Raw genomic sequence first — 18,792 nt, 5'->3', positions numbered from 1 at the left:
GGCCTCGGATTCGAGGCTTTCCGACAATAGGGCCTTTCTAGAAGGATCGGCTAGAAGGATTGGGCGTGACCGACGACGTAACGAACCAGCCGCCGCCGCTGACGGGCGGCAACGCCTGGCGAGGCGATCCGTTGCTGATCCAGCTTGCCGAGCGCTTTTCCGATCCGGTGCGCAAGGATCTCGACGGGCTCGGCCGTTTCGTGCTGACGCAAGAAGCGCAGGAACTGGCGCGCCTCGCCAATGTCGAGACGCCGAAACTCAGGACGCACGATCGCCAGGGACGGCGCATCGACCTGGTCGAATTCCATCCCGCCTACCACGCCTTGATGCGCCGCTCGGTGGCCAACGGCCTGCATTCCTCGGTCTGGGAAAATGGCGACGCCGAGATCGGCCGCCGCCATCAGGTGCGCGCCGCCCGTTTTTACCTGACGGCGGAACTCGAGACCGGGCATCTCTGCCCCATCACCATGACCAGCGCCTCGCTGGCGGCATTGATGGCCAGCCCAAAACTGTTTCGCGAATGGGCGCCGCGCGTGACGACGCGCAAATACGACCAGAGCCAGAAGCCGCCCGTCGAAAAGACCGGACTGACGCTCGGCATGGGCATGACCGAGAAACAGGGCGGCACCGATGTGCGTGCCAATGTGACCCGGGCGGAACGCGTCGGTAGCGGCTTCTACCGCCTGACGGGACATAAATGGTTCATGTCGGCGCCGATGTCGGACGCCTTCCTGGTGCTGGCACAGGCGCCGGAGGGACTGTCCTGCTTCCTGGTGCCGCGCGTGCTCGGCGACGGGTCTGGCAACGGCTTTCGCTTCCAGCGGCTGAAGGACAAGCTCGGCAATCGCTCGAACGCGTCTTCCGAGGTTGAATTCGTCAACGCCATCGGGGAGATGGTCGGCGAACCCGGCGCCGGCGTCAAGACGATCATGGACATGGTGACGCTGACCCGGCTCGACTGCGCGGTGGCGTCTTCGGCGATCATGCGGGCGGGGCTGGCCGAAGCGATCCATCATGCCCGCCATCGCCAGGTGTTCGGTTCGACCTTGATCGAGCAGCCGTTGATGCAGCGCGTGCTGGCCGACATGGCGCTCGATGTTGCCGCGGCGACCGCGCTGTCGTTCCGGCTGGCGCGTTCCTTCGACGAGGCGGCGAGCGATCGCGGCGAGGCGGCGTTCGCCCGCGCCATGACGCCGGTCGTCAAATACTGGGTCTGCAAGATCGCGCCGCCGCTGCTTTACGAGGCGATGGAGTGCCTTGGCGGCAATGGCTATGTCGAGGAAGCTCCGCTCGCCCGTTATTACCGCGAAGCGCCTGTCAACGCGATCTGGGAGGGATCGGGCAATGTCATGGCGCTCGACGTGCTGCGCGTGCTTGGCCGCGCGCCGGGGCTTTTCGAAGAAGTATTGACCGGTATCGACCGCGACCTCGGCGCCGGCGGGCGCGGCACGATCGGCGTTCTGAAGGCGGCCATGCAGGTCGCTTCGACCGACGAGGGCTCGGCCCGGCTGCTGACGGAACAGCTTGCGCTCTCTGCGGCGGCCGCCGAGTTGCGTCGGCTCGGGGCAGGGCGGATCGCTGATGCCTTCGTCGAAACGCGGCTCGCGGGCCAGTGGCGCAATACTTACGGCATGCTCGATTCGCGCCACGACGCGCGCATGATCATCGATACGCTCTATCCGCCGGTGAATTGACGGAGATGCCTTTCATGTTTGAGCGGCGTTGCCGGAATCCCCACAGACCTCGCCGTCGCCGTTAACCTTAACAAATGGTTTCCGTTGCGGCGGCGAACCGCAAAGCCCACTGTCAATCCTGTCGAAGCAGGAATCACGATGCGACACGTACTGACCTCCTTTCTGTCCGTGCACTGGGCGATCGTTTTTGCCCTGCTTGCGGTGATCTGTATCGATGGAAATCGAGGTGTGACGGCGGCTCTCGGCGTACTCGGCGTGACCGTCGAGAGCGCCCAGTTTGTCAATCTGGAGAACATCGTCGTGGTCGCTCCGCTGGCGATCGCGTTGCTGGTCGTGGCGGTGCTGTTCTTCTGGGCCTTTGTCGATACACTGATCAACGACGCGTCCAGCCCCGGCGCCGACAGCGTCGTTCGCATCGCCTTCATTTCCGCTTCCGGGGTGATGTCGATGATCCTGATCGGCGGTGCGGCCCAAGGCATCAACGGCCTGTTCATGGTGGTCGCAGTGCAACTGGCCGCACTTCTGGTCTCCTATGTCGCAATGCTTGCCGAACGGCGTTCGGTAGCTGCGCTGGATGAGGAGGATTTCCACGCCACGGCGCACAGCATGGCGAAAGCCGCGGCGCACAATTCGCTGCTCTCCATGATATCGGGACGGACCGGCCCGAACGGGAAGGGAGGCCGCTGATGCGCTACATCTTCGCGTTGTGGGCCGCGCCGATGGCGCTGTTTTGGGGCTGGTTCTACCTGTCGCTCAACGACATGAATTTCGGCTATGTGATGCTCAGCCGGCAGCTGCACGATTTCGTGTTCCAGCTCTACGGTCAGATGCTCGGCATCGACCCCGCAACCATCCCGGGCATGGTGGCAAAAGCCTGCGTGTTCGATGGCTTGCTGCTCGTTGCGATATGGGTGTTTCGCAGGCGTCGCGAGATATTGGGCTGGGTCAGGCGTCGCTGGACGGGTCCGGTCCCGTTCGATCGGCTGCATCGAGTGACTGAAGCCGGTCTAAAACTCCCTGCAGAATAAAGGCGGCCGCCGCCGAATCGATCTTGCCGGCGCGTTTGGCGCGCGAGAAATCCATCTCGATCAGCGTCCGTTCGGCCGCGACGGTCGACAGCCGCTCATCCCAGAATACGAAGGGCAGGTCGCTTAGCTGCGCCATGTTGCGCACGAAGGCGCGCGATTTCTGTGCGCGCGGACCTTCCGATCCATCCATGTTGATCGGCAATCCGATCGCCACCGCACCGACATTCTCTTTCGTCAGCAATGCCAGAAGGACGGCGGCGTCGAGCGAGAATTTCCGCCGGATGATGACTGGACGCGGATGAGCGAAGAAGAACCCCCGATCGGAAACCGCCACGCCGATCGTCTTGTCGCCGAGATCGAGCCCCGCCAAGGTCCTGCCGTCGGCGAGCCGTGCCGGCAATTGCTCAATCGTGATGACGGTCAACGGTTTTCCCTCGTTTTTTTCGACAGCACGCGTCCTTTCGGATGCCCGGCGGACACTATACCCTTTGATCTCAAGGCTATCGGCGTTCTATCCTTTGGCTCGGGAAAAATCGAGGAAATGCATTCATGAAACTGACCTGGTATGGCCACTCGGCCTTCCGCATCGAAACCGGTGACGCGAAAATCCTCATCGATCCCTATCTGATCGGCAACCCGTCCTGGACGGGCGGGTGGGAAGGACCGGCCGAAGGGATCACGCATGTTCTTTTGACGCACGGGCACAGCGACCACATCAGCGGCGCGCTGGAAGTGCTCGGCAAGAGCGGCGCGCAACTGGTCGCCAATTTCGAGATCTGCATGTACCTTGTCGGCAGGGGCGTCAGCGACAAGAAGATCAATCCCGGCAACATTGGCGGCACGGTCGATTGCGGCGGTTTCACCTCCACTTTCGTTCAGGCGCTGCATTCGTCCTCCTTTGGCGAAGAGGGCGGCAAGAACGTCTATCTCGGCAATCCGGGTGGGCTGGTCCTGCATTTCCCGGAAGACCAGACGCTCTACCACATGGGTGACACCGACATCTTTTCCGACATGGCGCTGATCAATGAATTGCACGAGCCAAAGATTGGCATCGTTCCGATCGGCGATCGCTTCACCATGGGCGGTGCGGTGGCGGCCCTTGCCTGCCGCCGCTTCTTCAAGTTCGAAACGGTGGTCCCTTGCCATTTCGGCACGTTTCCAATGATCGACCCGACGCCCGAGAAGTTCGAAGCCGGGCTGGAAGGATCTGGGGTCAAGCTTGCATTGCCGAAGATTGGTGAAACGATTACCATCTAGAACAGCCAAAGCGGAACAAATCCATGGCATTAGGGCGATCTCTTTGCGTATCGATGTTTGTCGCGGCGTCGCCCGCGCTTGCTGCGGATGACTTCATCGAAGGTGTCTATCTCCAGTCGGAGGAACTCTGTACCCAAGCCAAAAAGGATACGCTGCAGACGCTGATCGATGCCGGCAACATCGTTCTTTCGAAGAACGGCCTGCAAGGCGTCGAATACAATTGCGAATTCGTTCAGGTCAGCAAGGCGACACGCTCGCCGAGCTGGGCTGTGACGGCGATCTGCCAGGAGCCGGGCTATGTCTTTCCTGACGTCCTGTCGGTGACGCAGATGAACCCGACGCAGGTCGATCTCGTGTCGGCCCGGCCGATCGACGATGAAAGCGAGGCGAGCGGCAACAGCGGCAGCTACTATCTGTGCGAGGGCATTGCCCTGCCATGAGGTTGTTGCCCGATTGTCGGGCGGCACATGTTGCGCGTCGCGCGCCGCGCCGCTATAGCCCGGACTGGTTTTCCCCGAGGCAAATACATGTCCGTTGATGTCAAGACAGTGAAGCGCGTGGCGCATCTCGCCCGCATCGCGGTGAGCGAGGAAGATGCCGAGCGTATGACCGGCGAGTTGAATGCCATACTGGGCTTCGTCGAGCAGTTGAACGAGGTCGATGTTTCCGGCGTCGAGCCAATGACGTCGGTGACGCCGATGGAAATGAAGAAGCGCGGCGATGTCGTCACCGACGGCAACAAGGCGGCCGACATCGTCGCCAACGCGCCCGCGACCGACGAGAATTTCTTCCTCGTGCCGAAGGTCGTGGAGTAAGGCACCGATGGCTATCGAGATCGCCATCGAAACGCCGCTGCAGGACGACGTGCGCGGCTTGGTCGCGGAACTCAACGCGACCTTGCTCGAACTGACGCCGCCGGAGCACTGCTACCACCTGACGGTCGAGCAGATGGCAGGCAAGGACACGACGGTTTTCATCGCTCGCGACAACGGCGTCGCCATTGGTTGTGGTGCACTCAAGCGCCATGACGATGCCATTGGCGAGGTCAAGCGTATGTACACGAGGCCTTCGCATCGTGGCCGCAAGATTGGCGCTGGAATCGTCCAACGGGTCGAGGCGCTGGCGCGCGATGAAGGGTTGAAGCGGCTGGTGCTGGAGACCGGCGATCGCCATCCCGCCGCCTGGACCGTCTATGAACGCGCCGGGTTCTCGCGCTGCGGCCCGGTGCTGGACTATCCCGATTCCGAGTGGTCGGTGTTTTACGAAAAGAGCCTTTGATGAGCGACCTGACCCATCTGACGATTTCGCAGGCCCGCGCCAAGCTGCGCGCCAAGGAAATCACCGCGACCGAGATCACCGAAGCCTATCTCTTGGCGATCGATCGCGCCAATCCGGCGCTCAATGCCTATGTGGCGGTGACCGGCGACAAGGCGCGCGACATGGCCAAGACGTCGGATGCCAGGCTGCTCAAGGGCGAGGGCGGTGCGCTGGAAGGCATTCCGCTCGGGATCAAGGACCTGTTCGGTACCGAAGGCGTCCACACCCAGGCCTGCAGCCACGTGCTCGACGGCTTCAAGCCGCGCTATGAATCAACGGTCACGTCCAACCTGTGGGCCGACGGCGCCGTCATGCTGGGCAAGCTCAACATGGACGAATTCGCCATGGGCTCGTCCAACGAGACCTCCTACTACGGCCCGGTCATCAACCCGTGGCGGCGTTCGCGCCTCGATACGGTGGTGATGCCGACGACGCATCAGGGTGATGGCGGCTTCGTCTCGGCAGGCGGCACGAAAACCCAGCGTAGCCTCGACAATGCGCAGCTGGTGCCGGGTGGTTCTTCCGGTGGTTCGGCGACCGCCGTGTCGGCTTTCCTGTGTGCAGGCGCAACCGCCACCGACACCGGCGGTTCGATCCGCCAGCCAGCCGCGTTCACCGGGACCGTCGGCATCAAGCCGACCTATGGCCGCTGCTCGCGCTGGGGCATCGTCGCCTTCGCCTCGTCGCTCGATCAGGCCGGACCGATCGCCCGCGACGTGCGCGACGCCGCCATTCTTCTGAAATCCATGGCGTCGGTCGATCCCAAGGACACCACGTCCGTCAACCGGCCGGTGCCGGACTACGAGGCGGCGATCGGCAAGCCGATCAAGGGCATGAAAGTCGGCATTCCCAAGGAATACCGTGTCGACGGCATGCCGGAAGAGATCGAGGCGTTGTGGCAGAAGGGCATTGCCTGGCTCAAGGACGCGGGCGCCGAAATCGTCGACATCTCCCTGCCGCACACCAAATACGCGCTGCCGGCCTATTACATCGTGGCGCCCGCGGAAGCTTCTTCCAACCTCGCCCGCTATGACGGCGTCCGCTACGGCTTGCGCGTGCCGGGCAAGGACATCGTCGAGATGTATGAGAAGACCCGCGCCGCCGGCTTCGGCCGCGAGGTCAAGCGCCGCATCATGATCGGCACCTATGTGCTGTCGGCCGGCTACTATGACGCCTACTACCTGCAGGCTCAGAAGGTGCGCAACCTGATCAAGCGCGACTTCGAAAATGTCTTCGCCGCCGGCGTCGATGTCATCCTGACACCTGCGACGCCGTCCGCTGCCTTCGGCATTGCCGACGAGGACATGGCCGCCGATCCGGTCAAGATGTACCTCAACGATATTTTCACGGTCACCGTGAACATGGCCGGCCTGCCCGGCATCGCAGTGCCCGCCGGCCTCGACCCCAAGGGGCTGCCGCTCGGCCTGCAATTGATCGGCAGGCCATTCGAGGAAGAGACGCTGTTCCAGACCGCCGCCGTCATCGAGCAGGCGGCCGGCACATTCCAGCCGGAGAAGTGGTGGTAAGGGTATCGCTCGCCTGACGCATGGTCCTGAAAATCGCGATCGATTTTGGACAGCCTTGCGGGCTGTAATGAGTGAGCGATGTTCTACTATCTTTCCAAGATATTCTGGTTCTTCATCCAGCCGCTCAACCTGACGATCTTCCTGCTTTTGGCAGGCCTGCTCGCCGGGATGGCCGGCCGGCGGCGACTTGCCGTCAGCGGCGGCGTGCTGGCGTTTCTGATCCTTGCGCTGTCGGCGTGGACGTCACTTGGAGCGATGATGCTCAATCCGCTGGAGGAACGCTTTCCCAGGCCGCCGCTGCCGGAGAAGGTAGACGGCATCGTCGTGCTCGGCGGCGGCTTCGAGGGCGCTATCAACCTTGTGCGCGGCGGCTATGAATTGAACAGCAGCGGCGATCGCATGGTTGAGACCGCGATCCTCGCCAGGCGTTTCCCGCAGGCAAAGGTGGTGGTCTCCGGTGGAAACGGTTCACTGTTCTTCGACGGCGAAGGTGATGCCGACACCGCGCCGCGCCTGCTCGAGGCGCTGGGTGTCCCGGCCGACCAGCTGCTCCTCGAAGACAAATCCCGCAACACTTACGAGAACGCGGTCTTCAGCCGCGAACTGGTCAAGCCCAAACCTGGCGAGACATGGCTTTTGGTGACATCAGCCTTTCACATGCCGCGCGCCAAGGCCCTGTTCGACAAGGCAGGTTTTCCAACTGTCCAATGGCCGGTCGACTATCGCACCTCGGGTCGGGAAGGCATCGGCTTGTTTCGCGACAACGCGGCCGATTCACTGCAGAACACGACCATCGCGGTTCGCGAATGGATCGGGCTTTTCGCCTATTGGCTTTCCGGCCGCATCGATCAGCCGTTTCCGACGCCCGGCGGCTGACCGATCACCGCGCGCCGCGCCGCGGAGAAGAACTGCCGCCGTACCAGGACGGCCAGCAGCAGAAGCGTCGACAGCACGAACACCAGGGGATCGACGAACCAGCCGAGATAGCCGATCGAGAAGAACACGCCGCGCAGGCCCGAGTTGAAATGCTTGCCGGCCAGCATGTTCATTTGCGTCGCACGCCACACAGCCGTTTGCGTGAGGGGATTGCGCGAGGCCTCGCCATGCGGGATCGGCACGGCGCCGATCAGGATCGAACAGTAGTTGAACAGCCTATAGGCCCAGCCGAATTTGAAGAAGGAAAAAGCCAGGATCAGCACCAGTCCCAGCACCTTGATCTGAAAGGCCGAGCGCGACGGCGCGCCGCCCAAGGGCAGGGTGCTCAGCACCTCAAGCACCCGGTCCGACGCGCCAAGCAGGGCGAAGCAGCCGCCGAGCGCGATCAGCGAACTGGAGGCGAAGAAGGCTGTTCCCTGCTGCAGGCCGCTCATGATGGCGGTGTCGACGATGCGGATCTCGCGCTCGGCCATGGTGCGCATCCAGGCCTCGCGTTGCGCATTCATGGCGGTGGTCAGCGACACGCGGCTGATCAGGTGGCCGTCCGAGGCGAGCGTGTGCAGCACCCATGCGAGGAGGAAAAAGCCCAGCGCCGCGAGATCGGCCGCCGAAAGATAGGAATCGCCCATGGCGCCGAATCTACCATATTCGGCCGGGTTGCTTCGATGACCTTGCACGGCGCGTTGCACTCGATGTCGCTGCCGGAGCAAACAAGGTCGGCAGGTGCTGCGCCGCGATTGTCAAAAGAGCGGAAACATCCCGGGAATTCCTATATGTAATCCTCGACGTGACCCAGGAGACAGCGTGTTCCTTTCGGTTTTCGACCTGTTCAAGATCGGCATCGGCCCCTCGAGCTCGCACACGATGGGACCGATGACGGCTGCGCGCCGCTTCCTCGATGAGGTCGCGGGCGACGACTGGCCGCGTCCCGCCGGCGCCAAGGTCGATCGCATCGGCGCCAGCCTGCATGGCTCGCTCGCCTATACCGGCATCGGCCATGGCAGCGACCGTGCCGTCATTCTCGGCATTGCCGGCCAGACGCCACAAACGGTCGACCCCGACCGAGCCGACGACATTGTCAGCCGCATCACCGCCGACAAGCTGGTTTCACCGCCCGGCCACCCCTCCTACCATTTCGATCCGGCCACCGATCTGGTTCTCGACCGCAAGACGCCGCTCACCGGCCATGCCAACGGCATGGCGTTCTACGCTTACGACGCCGGCGGCCGGTTGCTGCTCAAACGCATCTACTATTCGATCGGCGGCGGCTTCGTGGTTTCGGAAGAAGAGCTGCAACGGATGAAGTCGAAGGGCTCGGTCACAACCGAGGGCAAGAAAGTGCCGTATCCCTTCAAGAATGCGGTCGAGATGCTGAAGATGGCGGCCAAGAGCGGCCTTTCCATTGCCGAAATGAAGCGCGTCAACGAGGAGACGCAGATGTCGCGCGAGGCGCTCGACACCGGCCTCGACGCGATATGGGACGCCATGAAGGGCTGTATCGACCGTGGCCTTTCGCAGGACGGCATCATGCCCGGCGGCCTGAAAGTGCGCCGCCGCGCCAGACAGCTCCATGACAAGCTGCAGGAGCAGTGGCAGCAGAACCGGCCGAACCCGCTGCTCGCCAATGACTGGCTGTCGATCTATGCGATGGCGGTCAACGAGGAGAATGCGGCGGGCGGGCGTGTCGTCACCGCGCCGACCAATGGTGCCGCGGGCACACTGCCGGCGGTGCTGCGCTACTGGCTGCATTTCCATCCCGAGGCCGACCAGCCGAGCATTCGCGACTTCCTGCTGACGGCAGCCGCCGTTGGCGGCATCATCAAGTCCAATGCGTCGATATCGGGCGCCGAGGTCGGCTGCCAGGGCGAGGTCGGTTCCGCCTCGGCGATGGCTGCGGCCGGCCTGTGCGCGGTCATGGGCGGCACGCCCGAGCAGGTCGAGAATGCTGCCGAAATCGCCTTGGAACACCATCTCGGCATGACTTGCGACCCGGTCGGCGGGCTGGTCCAGGTGCCCTGCATCGAGCGCAACGCATTGGGTGCCGTCAAGGCGGTGACGGCCGCGTCACTGGCCATCAAAGGCGACGGCGTGCATTTCGTGCCGCTCGATGCAGCGATCGAGACGATGCGCCAGACCGGCCTCGACATGAACGAGAAGTACAAGGAAACCAGCCTTGGCGGCCTGGCGGTCAATGTCGTTGAGTGTTGAGGGCTGGCCCAAGCCGGCACTGTGGAGAAGTCCGTCAGGCCGTTGACGTCCCGGCGCTCCGGACTAACCTTGGGCGATGGCTCTCAATCTCCTAAAGCTTTGCGTCGGTTGCGACAGTGTCGAGGATCTCGAAGAGTGGATCGCCTTCCGCCTTGACGAGCGCCGCCGTGCCGGCGAACCAGCCGAACACTGGCACACCACCCGCATGATGCCGACACGTGGCGACGAGGTCACCGATGGCGGTTCGCTCTACTGGGTGATCAAGGGCAGCGTGCAGTGCCGCCAGTTGATCACGGAAATCCGGCCGTTCACCGATGACGACGGCATTGGCCGCTGCCATTTGATGCTCGATCCCGAGGTGGTGCGCACCGACTGGCAGCCGCGCCGCGCCTTCCAGGGCTGGCGTTACCTGAAGCCGGCGGACGCCCCGGCCGACCTCGGCAAGGGCAAGGCGGGATTGGTCGAGATGCCGCCGAAACTCAGGCGCGAGCTGGCCGACCTCGGCCTGCTCTAGGGCTTGAGCGAAGGATTGCCTACTGCCGCGCCCGCGTTTTCTGGCCCTCAATCTTGCCCCGCGCTGGACTTGCAAGCGACGCGACGACGCCACATCTTGAAATCCATGCGCGATGAAGAATTGTCGACACAGGCCGCTGTGCTTTGGAGGATCAGTTCGCATGATGGTCCTCCTTCCGGCCCGATTAAAGGCCATGATTCTGGCGCAGGAAAAGTGTTGAAGGACATCACGCGGCTGTCCGAGCGGACAGGACCCCTGCGGGGCGGTGCGAAATGTTAGGCGCAATTATCATCGTGGTCGCGTTGTTGCTGGTGCTGCTGGGGGTAGCCACCGCATTTCTCCGCGCGGATCCGGCGCAACTCGCAAGCGGAATGAGAAAATTGGGACCGATCCTGCTGGCGCTGGTGGGTGGCGCCGTGCTCCTGGTCGGGCGCCAAGGCATCGGCGGCATCATCCTGTTCGTGGCAATCGCCTGGTACGGCGCCATGCATACGGGCGGGCCAAAGGCCAGACCGGGTGCTGGAAAACGCTCAACGGTGCGGACGGCGGCACTCGAGATGGAACTCGATCACAATACTGGCGGCCTGGAAGGGCTGGTGCTGGCCGGCCGCCACGATGGCAAGATGCTTGGCTCGATGACCCTTGCGCAATTGCAGCATCTTTACCGCGAACTCTCCGGCGATCCGGAGAGCCGGCAGTTGCTAGAGACGTATCTTGACGGCAGATTTCCCGTCTGGCGCAAATACGCTGAGACGAACGGTGGCGAAAGGCTGGGTGTTGCGCCAGGTCCGGGCGCCATGACTAAGGAGGAGGCCTACAAGGTCCTTGGTCTTGAAGCGGGGGCCGCCGCGGCGGATGTCCGCAAGGCGCACCGCCGCCTGATGCAGCGCCTGCACCCCGATATCGGCGGCACGTCTTTCCTGGCGGCGCGGATTAACGAAGCCAAGGACGTCTTGCTCTCCAATCACAACTAGTCTCCTTCGACGCAAAAATTTTCCGGGAGATATCTTCCACGCAGTCCTATTGCTGGACGGCGTAGCACTCGATTTTCTTCTTCTTCAAAGCGGTGCAGGCCTTCCAGGCGGCATCCTTGGACCCAAAGCCGCCGAAGCGAGCGCGGTAGTAGGTGGCGCCGTCCTTGTCGAAAGCGACGGTGAAGCCGGAAGCGTTGGCCAGCACCTTGGGAGCCTGCTTGGTGGTCTTGTCGAGGAAAGCTTGGGCTTCGGACTGCTTCGGCGAGGAGGCAACCTGGATGGCCCAGCCTGACGGAACCGACGCGGTGCTGACCGGATCAACGGCCGGGGTGGGCTCGGCATAGGCGGCCACGACCTGGGCGGTGGCGACCTTGGGAGCGGAGACGATGACCGTCTTTACCTTCTTTGCCGGGACAACCAGCTTGGGTGCCTCCGCCTCGGCTGTATCCTCGTCCTCGCTGTCGCCCTGGGCAATGGTCGCGTCGTCGGCGACGGCCGTATCGGCTTCCGCCACGGCCACCGGCTTTTCGTCCGGGGTCGGCGCGTCATGCTTGGGCAGGAGAACCTTTGCAAGTGCGCTGATGGGGTTGCTGTCCGCCTTGGCAACGAGGTCGCCGCCACCGCGGGTCGAGGCCCTCGGCAGATAGGTGTTGATCAGGCCTGCCATCTGGTTGTCTCGGCTGCCGCCCGACGTGCCGCCCATGACAACGGCGACCAGGCGGCGGTTGCCGTCATTAACGGAGGAGACGAGATTGAAGCCGGAGGCGCGGGTATAGCCGGTCTTGATGCCGTCGACGCCCTTGATGCGTCCGAGCAGACGGTTATGGCCATTGATGCGCTGGCGACCGTAGAGAAAGGATCGCTGCGCGAAATAGCCGTAGTACTGGGGAAAATGTTCCCTGAGCGCAATGCCGAGCGTGGCCATGTCGCGCGCGGTGGTGAACTGTCCCGGATCCGGCAGGCCGTTGGCGTTGCGGAAGACCGTGCCGTTCATGCCGAGCTGCCGCGCCTTGGCCGTCATCATGCGGGCGAAGTTGGTTTCGTTGCCGCCGAGCATTTCGCCGAGCGCGGTCGCCGAGTCGTTGGCCGACTTCGTCACGATCGACAGGATCGCGGTCTCGACCGCCACCGATCCACCAGGCTTCACGCCGAGCTTGGTCGGCGCCTCGGCTGACGCATGGGCCGAAAACACGACTGGCGAGTTTCTGCTGATCTTGCCCTTCGCCATCGCTTCAAAGGTCAGATAGAGCGTCATCATCTTGGTCAGCGAAGCGGGATAGCGCCGGCCATCGGCATTAGCCGAGTACAGCACCTTGCCGGTTTTGGCATCGACGACGATGGCCGCGGATTTCGCCGCGAGCGACGAGGCGACGTCCGCGACGACGAAGGTCATCGCCATGGCGAGGATCATGATCGTTTTAAGAGGGAACGCGGATTTGGAAACGAAGCCCGACAACGCCTGACGCACTGGTAGTTCCTTTGAATTTCTCGTTGCGCTGGAGGCGGCAAAGGGATCCTGCCTCACTTCTGGCCAAGCTAGCGGGGCAGCGTTACCAATCCGTTTATGGTAACCGCCGCGTTCACCATTTTCTGGGGGTTTGAGCCTTCCTTTATTCGAATTTTAGCCATTGCCGCTGCCCGCGGGGTCGCGAGTCCCCGACTTCTTGACTTTTGTGCGCTGCACAATATATATTATGCATTGCACAACGGCGCTCGGGGCAGGGCGCGTCAACCGTCCAGGGAGAGTACGAAATGACCCAGACCTATGAGGACTTCAGCAAATACGGCAAGGAGTTCGCCGACACCGGATTGAAGAGCTTCGCCTCCTTGTCCAAGGGCGCGCAGGCGATCGCCACCGAGGCCGGCGAATACACCAAGAAGAGCTTCGAAGCCGGCAGCGTCGCGTGCGAGAAGCTGTTCTCGGCCAAGTCGCTGGACAAGGCGATCGAGATTCAATCCGACTATGCCAAGCAGTCCTACGAGGCGTTCGTCGCCGAGGCTACCAAGTTTGGCGACCTCTATGCCGAACTCGCCAAAGAGGCCTACAAGCCGTTCGAATCGATCGTTGCCAAGGCAAAGTAATTTTTCGCCCGTGAATTAAAATCCGGCCCTTTGGGCGCGGGACAAAACCCGACCGCGGAAACGCGGCCGGGTTTTTTCATGCCAGCGCTTCACGATTGCGAAAAACCGCCAGGTTGGTCACCTAGCCATATTGTCAGCTAACCAGAAGGGCTTAAAATCGTCCATCGAACACCTACATGTTGAACTCGCATGAGGATTCGAAAGAGGCAGGATTACGTGACGATCGGTTTGACTGCCACGAGACAAGTGGCGCGGATGCAAAACGGCGGCGGCGACGGCAATGAGGCCGGCCGCGGGACGGCCGTCATCACGCGCACCAAAACCAAAACCAAGAAGCCCAGCCTTTACCGGGTCCTCATCCTCAACGACGACTACACTCCGATGGAGTTCGTGGTTCACGTGCTGGAGCGTTTTTTCCAGAAGGACCGCGAAGCCGCCACACGCATCATGCTTCATGTTCACAATCATGGAGTGGGCGAGTGCGGGGTCTATACATTCGAGGTGGCCGAGACCAAAGTGTCTCAGGTCATGGATTTCGCCCGACAGAATCAGCATCCGCTGCAATGCGTGATGGAGAAGAAGTGAGGTAACATGCCGGCTTTCTCCCAAGGCCTGGAAAAGGCGCTTCACCAGGCGCTGACGCTCGCCAATGAGCGCCACCATGAATATGCAACCCTTGAACATTTGCTGCTCGCGCTCATCGACGACACCGAGGCGGCCGCAGTCATGCGCGCCTGCAACGTCGATCTCGACGAGCTGAAGCATACCGTTCTCACCTATATCGATACCGAGCTCGACAATCTGGTTACCGGCTACGACGAGGACTCTAAGCCGACCGCCGGCTTCCAGCGCGTCATCCAGCGCGCGGTGATCCATGTGCAGTCATCGGGTCGCGAGGAAGTGTCTGGTGCCAACGTGCTCGTGGCGATCTTCGCCGAGCGCGAAAGCCATGCCGCTTATTTCCTGCAGGAACAGCAGATGACCCGCTACGACGCGGTCAACTACATCTCGCATGGCATCGCCAAGCGTCCGGGCGCGTCGGAGAGCCGCAGCCCGCGCGGTGCCGATGACGAGCAGGGCGGCCCGAACGGCGCCGAGCCACAGGAGGAGGGCGGCAAGAAGAAGCAGCAACAGGACGCGTTGACCGCTTATTGCGTCAACCTGAACAACAAGGCCAAGGCCGGCAAGATCGATCCGCTGATCGGCCGCGAAGGCGAGATCAACCGCACCATCCAGGTGCTGTGCCGCCGTTCCAAGAACAACCCGCTCTATGTCGGTGACCCCGGTGTCGGCAAGACGGCGATCGCCGAAGGGCTGGCCAAGCGCATCGTCGAGGGCGACGTGCCGGAAGTGCTGCACAATGCCACCATCTTCGCGCTCGACATGGGCACGCTGTTGGCCGGCACGCGCTATCGTGGCGATTTCGAGGAACGGCTGAAGCAGGTCGTCAAGGAACTCGAGGATTATCCGGGTGCCGTGCTGTTCATCGACGAGATCCATACGGTGATCGGCGCCGGCGCCACTTCGGGCGGCGCCATGGATGCGTCGAACCTGTTGAAGCCGGCGCTGTCTTCCGGTGCGATCCGCTGCATCGGTTCGACCACCTACAAGGAGTTCCGCCAATTCTTCGAGAAGGACCGTGCCTTGGTGCGGCGCTTCCAGAAGATCGACGTCAATGAGCCGACCGTCGAGGACGCCATCGAGATCATGAAGGGCCTGAAGCCCTATTATGAGGAATTTCACAAGGTGAAGTTCACCAACGAGGCGATCAAGGCCTCGGTGGAACTGTCGGCGCGCTACATCAACGACCGCAAGCTGCCGGACAAGGCGATCGACGTGATCGACGAGACCGGCGCCTCGCAGATGCTGGTGCCGGAAGCCAAGCGCAAGAAGACGATCGGCATCAAGGAGATCGAAGCGACGATCGCCACCATGGCGCGTATTCCGCCGAAGACGGTTTCGGCCGATGACGAGAAGGTGCTGCAGGGCCTGGACATTGAGCTCAAGCGCGTCGTCTACGGCCAGGACACCGCCATTACGGCGCTGACCTCGGCGATCAAGCTGGCACGGGCCGGCCTGCGCGAACCGGAAAAGCCGATCGGCTCGTACCTGTTCTCGGGCCCGACCGGCGTCGGCAAGACGGAGGTCGCCAAGCAGTTGGCCGCCTCGCTCGGCGTCGAACTGATCCGCTTCGACATGTCGGAATATATGGAACGCCACACCGTCTCGCGGCTGATCGGCGCGCCTCCCGGCTATGTCGGTTTCGACCAGGGCGGCCTATTGACCGACGGTGTCGACCAGCATCCGCACTGCGTGCTGCTGCTGGACGAGGTCGAGAAGGCGCATCCGGACCTGTTCAACATCCTGTTGCAGGTGATGGACCACGGCAAGCTGACCGACCACAATGGCAAGCAGATCGACTTCCGCAATGTCATCCTGATCATGACCACCAATGCGGGCGCATCCGATGCGCAGCGCGCGGCGATCGGTTTCGGTTCGACCAAGCGCGAAGGCGACGATGTCGAGGCGATCAACCGGCTGTTCACGCCGGAATTCCGCAACCGTCTCGATGCGATCATCCCGTTCGGCTCGCTGCCGGTGCCGGTGATCCATCAGGTGGTGCAGAAGTTCGTCATGCAGCTGGAAGCCCAGCTTTCCGAGCGCGGCGTCACCTTCGACCTGTCGCCGGACGCGATCGCATGGCTTGCCGACAAGGGGTATGACGAACGCATGGGCGCGCGTCCGCTTGGTCGCGTCATCCAGGAGCACATCAAGAAGCCGCTGGCCGACGAGGTGCTGTTCGGCAAGCTGAAGAAGGGCGGCACGGTGCGCGTCACCGTCGAGAAGAAGGAAACCGGCGAGACCGGCCTGAAGCTCGAATCCCTCGCCGACGAGGCACCGGTGAAGCCGAAGAAGGAAGAGCCCGAAGACGCGCCGAAGCCGCCCAAGGCGGTGGCCAAGAAGCCCGCGGCCAAGAAGGCCGTGGCGCAGAAGCCGGAGCCCAAGGGCAAGGACGGCGGCAAGCGCAGCCTTGTGCCCCAATTGCCCCGCAAAGGCTGAACAGTCACCCCCTCGAAAAGCCCCGGCAACGGGGCTTTTTTCGTTGGAGAAGAGGCGATCCATGGTCGGGCAAATCATCATCCTGAACGGCGCGCCGCGATCGGGAAAATCAAGCACCGTCCAGGCCATTCAGGAGCATTTCGATGGCGTCTGGATGAATCTCGGCGTGGATGTTTTCGAGCTGGCCACGCCGCCACGATGCCGGCCTGGAATAGGACTGCGGCCGGCCGGCGAGCGTCCGGACCTCGATGGCCTTGTGCCGGAATTATACGCCGCTCTCTACGAGTCGATCGCCGCCCACAGCCGGCTGGGACTGAACGTCGTGGCGGATGTTGGTCACCACGACGCCTATTCGAAGCCCTTTGATTGCCTTGCCCACTGTGCTCGTCGTCTCGTCGGCCTTCCGGTACCATTTGTGGGTATTCGCTGCCCGATCGGAATCATCATGCAGAGGCGTGCCGCCACTGCGACGGCGAGGGGGTATGTGACCGGCTCGCCTGACGATCCCGTGCCGTTGCCGGTGCGCCTGTGGCAAGAGGAGGTGCACCGGCCAGGCGTATACGATCTGGAAGTCGACACGTCGCTGCTGACGCCTGCACAATGCGCGGATGCGATCCACAAACGGCTGCGGCAACATGCAGAGCATCCGACGGCGTTTGAGAAGCTTCCGGCTGTCTCCACGACCAAACCATTCTGATCACGCGTCCCTGGCGGGCGATGGGAATGGATTTCAGCCGGCTGACGGTTGTGTTTTCATTCTGAATTAACGACCTTCGTGCAGATTTGACGAATGGTTCTCCTCCCTGCAGAACGCACGATATTGGCGGCTACCCTGGCGCTGGTGGCGGTTTGCCTTTTTCTTGTTTGGGAGAAAGGAACCGTCGTCTCGCTCGACGGATATATTCCTTCCGCTTATTTTGCCGTTCTCTTGATAATCATCGGCCAGTTCTACCGTCGGGTCCGCAAGGCGGAGCGCGTTGCCCTCACCACACACATTCTGGCGCTGTTCATCGCCTATTCCGTGCCTGCCGCCCTTTTCAACATACTGTTGCTGCCGCGGCCATCGGAGCCGATCGACGCCATGCTTGTCCGGATGGATTCGTGGCTGGGATATTCCTGGCCGGGCTTTTGCGCCTGGATTGCGCAATATCCCCGCCTCTCGGATTTGCTTCGGCAAATCTACAACCTGACGCTGGCCCAGTTGCTGTTCACGTTTCTCTTCCTCGGCATGGCGAACGACCGGCGCCGCCTGCATGCGGCCGCATTGGGGACAGTAATAGCATCACTGGCGACCATATTCTGCTGGGCGCTGTTCCCGTCCGCCGGCGCCGCCGGCTACTGGACGCTGGCGCCGGAGGTGGACCGTATTGTCCGGCCGGTCGTAAGCTCGGCTTATGGCACGGAATTGAATCGCCTGTTCGCCGAGGGCGTACCGGATGTTTCCAGCCTGAAAGTAACCGGTCTCATTGGGTTTCCTTCGTTTCATACCGTCATGGCGCTGATTTCGCTGATCGCGATCTGGCCCTACAGGCCGATGCGTTTTGCATTGATCCTGATCAGTGCCGCCTTATTGCCTGCGATCCTCATCCAAGGCGGGCACAATCTGATGGATGTGTTCGGTGGAACGACGATCACGCTGATATCCTGGCGGCTCGGGTTAATGGTTTTCGATACGCAACTGCGCAATCTCCGCGGAAGTCCGCAGGTGCTGGCAACCGCTGAAAGCCAGGCGTCAGGATAACGCCAACGCCGCTTTTATCCGGCGGGCGTTCTCAGCCAGCACCTCAGGCTTCTCTATTTCGCCCGAATGCGGCTTCAGCGGGATGCCATCGAAACGCGGAATGACGTGGACGTGGAGGTGATAGACAGTCTGCCCCGAAGCAGGCTCGTTGAATTGAATGATGGTGACACCGTCGGCGTCGAAGGCTTTTTTGACCGCTCGGGCCACTTTCTGAACAACCGTGAAAAGCGGGCCGAAGGTCAACGGATCTGCGTCGAGCAAGTTGCGCGACGGCGCTTTCGGCACCACCAGCGTGTGGCCCGGTCCTTGCGGCATCACGTCCATGAAGGCCACTACGGCGTCATCTTCGTAAACGCGGTGCGAAGGAATTTCTCCACGCAGGATCTTTGCGAAAATGTTGTCTGTGTCATAGGCGGTTTCGGCCATGGCGAACGCTCCGGATTGTGCCTCGCCGT

21 protein-coding genes are annotated in these 18,792 nt (G+C 62.2%); 17 read left to right on the top strand and 4 right to left on the bottom strand.

Going from position 1 to position 18,792, the window contains the following annotated elements; all coding sequences use genetic code 11:
* Nucleotides 1-65: 65 nt before the first annotated feature.
* From LB516_RS07015 to LB516_RS07005, 3 genes are all read left to right on the top strand, one after another.
* Nucleotides 66-1,694 carry a DNA alkylation response protein gene (locus LB516_RS07015; protein WP_015317751.1) on the top strand — a complete coding sequence of 543 codons (1,629 nt, stop codon included), beginning with the start codon at nt 66-68 and terminating at the stop codon, nt 1,692-1,694.
* Between the two features lie 138 nt (nt 1,695-1,832).
* Nucleotides 1,833-2,381 (top strand): hypothetical protein, encoded by a 549-nt coding sequence (locus LB516_RS07010; RefSeq protein ID WP_015317752.1) that lies wholly within the window; start codon nt 1,833-1,835, stop codon nt 2,379-2,381.
* The gene (locus tag LB516_RS07005) at nt 2,381-2,722 is read left to right on the top strand and encodes a DUF6105 family protein (protein ID WP_015317753.1); all 342 of its coding nucleotides are present in this window, start codon (nt 2,381-2,383) and stop codon (nt 2,720-2,722) included. Before LB516_RS07010 ends, LB516_RS07005 begins: the two co-directional genes overlap by 1 nt.
* Here the strand turns inward: LB516_RS07005 and ruvX are convergent.
* A complete protein-coding gene (ruvX, locus tag LB516_RS07000; RefSeq protein WP_224719219.1) occupies nt 2,640-3,146 on the bottom strand; it encodes a Holliday junction resolvase RuvX in 507 nt (168 codons plus the stop codon). The genes LB516_RS07005 and ruvX overlap by 83 nt on opposite strands.
* A 125-nt stretch (nt 3,147-3,271) precedes the next feature.
* Between ruvX and LB516_RS06995 the strand changes: the two genes are divergently transcribed.
* From LB516_RS06995 to LB516_RS06970, 6 genes are all read left to right on the top strand, one after another.
* The gene (locus tag LB516_RS06995) at nt 3,272-3,979 is read left to right on the top strand and encodes a metal-dependent hydrolase (protein WP_140790171.1); all 708 of its coding nucleotides are present in this window, start codon (nt 3,272-3,274) and stop codon (nt 3,977-3,979) included.
* A gap of 23 nt (nt 3,980-4,002) precedes the next feature.
* Nucleotides 4,003-4,419: a hypothetical protein gene (locus LB516_RS06990; RefSeq protein ID WP_140616363.1), complete on the top strand. Its 417-nt coding sequence runs from the start codon at nt 4,003-4,005 to the stop codon at nt 4,417-4,419.
* Nucleotides 4,420-4,506: 87 nt separating this feature from the next.
* A complete protein-coding gene (gatC, locus tag LB516_RS06985) occupies nt 4,507-4,794 on the top strand; it encodes an Asp-tRNA(Asn)/Glu-tRNA(Gln) amidotransferase subunit GatC (RefSeq protein WP_015317757.1) in 288 nt (95 codons plus the stop codon).
* 7 nt (nt 4,795-4,801) lie between these two features.
* On the top strand, nt 4,802-5,257 hold the full coding sequence (locus LB516_RS06980; protein ID WP_140616365.1) for a GNAT family N-acetyltransferase: 456 nt from the start codon (nt 4,802-4,804) through the stop codon (nt 5,255-5,257).
* Nucleotides 5,257-6,822: an amidase gene (locus tag LB516_RS06975; RefSeq protein WP_140616367.1), complete on the top strand. Its 1,566-nt coding sequence runs from the start codon at nt 5,257-5,259 to the stop codon at nt 6,820-6,822. The genes LB516_RS06980 and LB516_RS06975 overlap by 1 nt, the downstream gene beginning before the upstream one ends.
* A gap of 78 nt (nt 6,823-6,900) precedes the next feature.
* Complete coding sequence (locus LB516_RS06970; RefSeq protein WP_015317760.1) at nt 6,901-7,698, top strand: YdcF family protein; 798 nt, start codon at nt 6,901-6,903, stop codon at nt 7,696-7,698.
* Here LB516_RS06970 and LB516_RS06965 read toward each other — a convergent pair.
* Entirely contained in the window at nt 7,671-8,387 is a 717-nt protein-coding gene (locus tag LB516_RS06965; RefSeq protein WP_224719218.1) for a DUF599 domain-containing protein, read from the bottom strand. The two genes, LB516_RS06970 and LB516_RS06965, sit on opposite strands and share 28 nt — an antisense overlap.
* 175 nt (nt 8,388-8,562) lie before the next feature.
* Between LB516_RS06965 and LB516_RS06960 the strand changes: the two genes are divergently transcribed.
* From LB516_RS06960 to LB516_RS06950, 3 genes are all read left to right on the top strand, one after another.
* Nucleotides 8,563-9,966: an L-serine ammonia-lyase gene (locus LB516_RS06960; RefSeq protein WP_140616373.1), complete on the top strand. Its 1,404-nt coding sequence runs from the start codon at nt 8,563-8,565 to the stop codon at nt 9,964-9,966.
* A gap of 76 nt (nt 9,967-10,042) precedes the next feature.
* Nucleotides 10,043-10,480 carry a DUF1489 family protein gene (locus LB516_RS06955; RefSeq protein ID WP_140616375.1) on the top strand — a complete coding sequence of 146 codons (438 nt, stop codon included), beginning with the start codon at nt 10,043-10,045 and terminating at the stop codon, nt 10,478-10,480.
* 272 nt (nt 10,481-10,752) lie between these two features.
* Nucleotides 10,753-11,454 carry a DnaJ domain-containing protein gene (locus tag LB516_RS06950; RefSeq protein ID WP_224527731.1) on the top strand — a complete coding sequence of 234 codons (702 nt, stop codon included), beginning with the start codon at nt 10,753-10,755 and terminating at the stop codon, nt 11,452-11,454.
* Between the two features lie 46 nt (nt 11,455-11,500).
* Here the strand turns inward: LB516_RS06950 and LB516_RS06945 are convergent, their stop codons facing one another.
* The gene (locus tag LB516_RS06945; RefSeq protein WP_224527728.1) at nt 11,501-12,922 is read right to left on the bottom strand and encodes an SPOR domain-containing protein; all 1,422 of its coding nucleotides are present in this window, start codon (nt 12,920-12,922) and stop codon (nt 11,501-11,503) included.
* A 284-nt stretch (nt 12,923-13,206) separates the two neighbouring features.
* Between LB516_RS06945 and LB516_RS06940 the strand changes: the two genes are divergently transcribed.
* The 5 genes from LB516_RS06940 (at nt 13,207) to LB516_RS06920 (ending at nt 18,337) form a co-directional block, all read left to right on the top strand.
* Entirely contained in the window at nt 13,207-13,536 is a 330-nt protein-coding gene (locus tag LB516_RS06940) for a phasin family protein (protein WP_224719217.1), read from the top strand.
* A gap of 255 nt (nt 13,537-13,791) precedes the next feature.
* Complete coding sequence (clpS, locus tag LB516_RS06935; RefSeq protein WP_010909565.1) at nt 13,792-14,121, top strand: ATP-dependent Clp protease adapter ClpS; 330 nt, start codon at nt 13,792-13,794, stop codon at nt 14,119-14,121.
* Between the two features lie 6 nt (nt 14,122-14,127).
* Nucleotides 14,128-16,596: an ATP-dependent Clp protease ATP-binding subunit ClpA gene (clpA, locus tag LB516_RS06930; RefSeq protein WP_140824591.1), complete on the top strand. Its 2,469-nt coding sequence runs from the start codon at nt 14,128-14,130 to the stop codon at nt 16,594-16,596.
* A 61-nt stretch (nt 16,597-16,657) separates the two neighbouring features.
* Nucleotides 16,658-17,293, top strand: a complete 636-nt coding sequence (locus tag LB516_RS06925) for a chloramphenicol phosphotransferase CPT family protein (protein ID WP_224719216.1) — start codon at nt 16,658-16,660, stop codon at nt 17,291-17,293.
* A gap of 93 nt (nt 17,294-17,386) precedes the next feature.
* Complete coding sequence (locus LB516_RS06920) at nt 17,387-18,337, top strand: phosphatase PAP2 family protein (protein WP_224719215.1); 951 nt, start codon at nt 17,387-17,389, stop codon at nt 18,335-18,337.
* On the opposite strand, the gene LB516_RS06915 is transcribed toward LB516_RS06920, so the two are convergent.
* Nucleotides 18,329-18,763 (bottom strand): HIT family protein, encoded by a 435-nt coding sequence (locus tag LB516_RS06915; RefSeq protein WP_140664140.1) that lies wholly within the window; start codon nt 18,761-18,763, stop codon nt 18,329-18,331. The genes LB516_RS06920 and LB516_RS06915 overlap by 9 nt on opposite strands.
* Between the last annotated feature and the right edge of the window lie 29 nt (nt 18,764-18,792).

The sequence above is a fragment of the Mesorhizobium sp. CO1-1-7 genome (assembly GCF_020164885.1).
In the GTDB taxonomy this organism is placed as follows: Bacteria; Pseudomonadota; Alphaproteobacteria; order Rhizobiales; family Rhizobiaceae; genus Mesorhizobium; species Mesorhizobium australicum.
The sequence above is the reverse complement of the archived record's forward strand: the minus strand, read 5'-3'. Positions and strand labels throughout refer to the sequence as shown.

What these genes read in the sequence shown, in the direction of transcription:
- LB516_RS07010 (WP_015317752.1), top strand. Translation starts at nt 1,833, where the DNA reads ATGCGACACGTACTGACCTCCTTTCTGTCCGTGCACTGGGCGATCGTT.
- LB516_RS07005 (WP_015317753.1), top strand. Translation starts at nt 2,381, where the DNA reads ATGCGCTACATCTTCGCGTTGTGGGCCGCGCCGATGGCGCTGTTTTGG.
- LB516_RS06995 (WP_140790171.1), top strand. Translation starts at nt 3,272, where the DNA reads ATGAAACTGACCTGGTATGGCCACTCGGCCTTCCGCATCGAAACCGGT.
- LB516_RS06990 (WP_140616363.1), top strand. Translation starts at nt 4,003, where the DNA reads ATGGCATTAGGGCGATCTCTTTGCGTATCGATGTTTGTCGCGGCGTCG.
- gatC (WP_015317757.1), top strand. Translation starts at nt 4,507, where the DNA reads ATGTCCGTTGATGTCAAGACAGTGAAGCGCGTGGCGCATCTCGCCCGC.
- LB516_RS06980 (WP_140616365.1), top strand. Translation starts at nt 4,802, where the DNA reads ATGGCTATCGAGATCGCCATCGAAACGCCGCTGCAGGACGACGTGCGC.
- LB516_RS06975 (WP_140616367.1), top strand. Translation starts at nt 5,257, where the DNA reads ATGAGCGACCTGACCCATCTGACGATTTCGCAGGCCCGCGCCAAGCTG.
- LB516_RS06970 (WP_015317760.1), top strand. Translation starts at nt 6,901, where the DNA reads ATGTTCTACTATCTTTCCAAGATATTCTGGTTCTTCATCCAGCCGCTC.
- LB516_RS06965 (WP_224719218.1), bottom strand. Translation starts at nt 8,387, where the DNA reads ATGGGCGATTCCTATCTTTCGGCGGCCGATCTCGCGGCGCTGGGCTTT.
- LB516_RS06955 (WP_140616375.1), top strand. Translation starts at nt 10,043, where the DNA reads ATGGCTCTCAATCTCCTAAAGCTTTGCGTCGGTTGCGACAGTGTCGAG.
- LB516_RS06950 (WP_224527731.1), top strand. Translation starts at nt 10,753, where the DNA reads ATGTTAGGCGCAATTATCATCGTGGTCGCGTTGTTGCTGGTGCTGCTG.
- LB516_RS06940 (WP_224719217.1), top strand. Translation starts at nt 13,207, where the DNA reads ATGACCCAGACCTATGAGGACTTCAGCAAATACGGCAAGGAGTTCGCC.
- clpS (WP_010909565.1), top strand. Translation starts at nt 13,792, where the DNA reads ATGCAAAACGGCGGCGGCGACGGCAATGAGGCCGGCCGCGGGACGGCC.
- clpA (WP_140824591.1), top strand. Translation starts at nt 14,128, where the DNA reads ATGCCGGCTTTCTCCCAAGGCCTGGAAAAGGCGCTTCACCAGGCGCTG.
- LB516_RS06925 (WP_224719216.1), top strand. Translation starts at nt 16,658, where the DNA reads ATGGTCGGGCAAATCATCATCCTGAACGGCGCGCCGCGATCGGGAAAA.
- LB516_RS06920 (WP_224719215.1), top strand. Translation starts at nt 17,387, where the DNA reads ATGGTTCTCCTCCCTGCAGAACGCACGATATTGGCGGCTACCCTGGCG.
- LB516_RS06915 (WP_140664140.1), bottom strand. Translation starts at nt 18,763, where the DNA reads ATGGCCGAAACCGCCTATGACACAGACAACATTTTCGCAAAGATCCTG.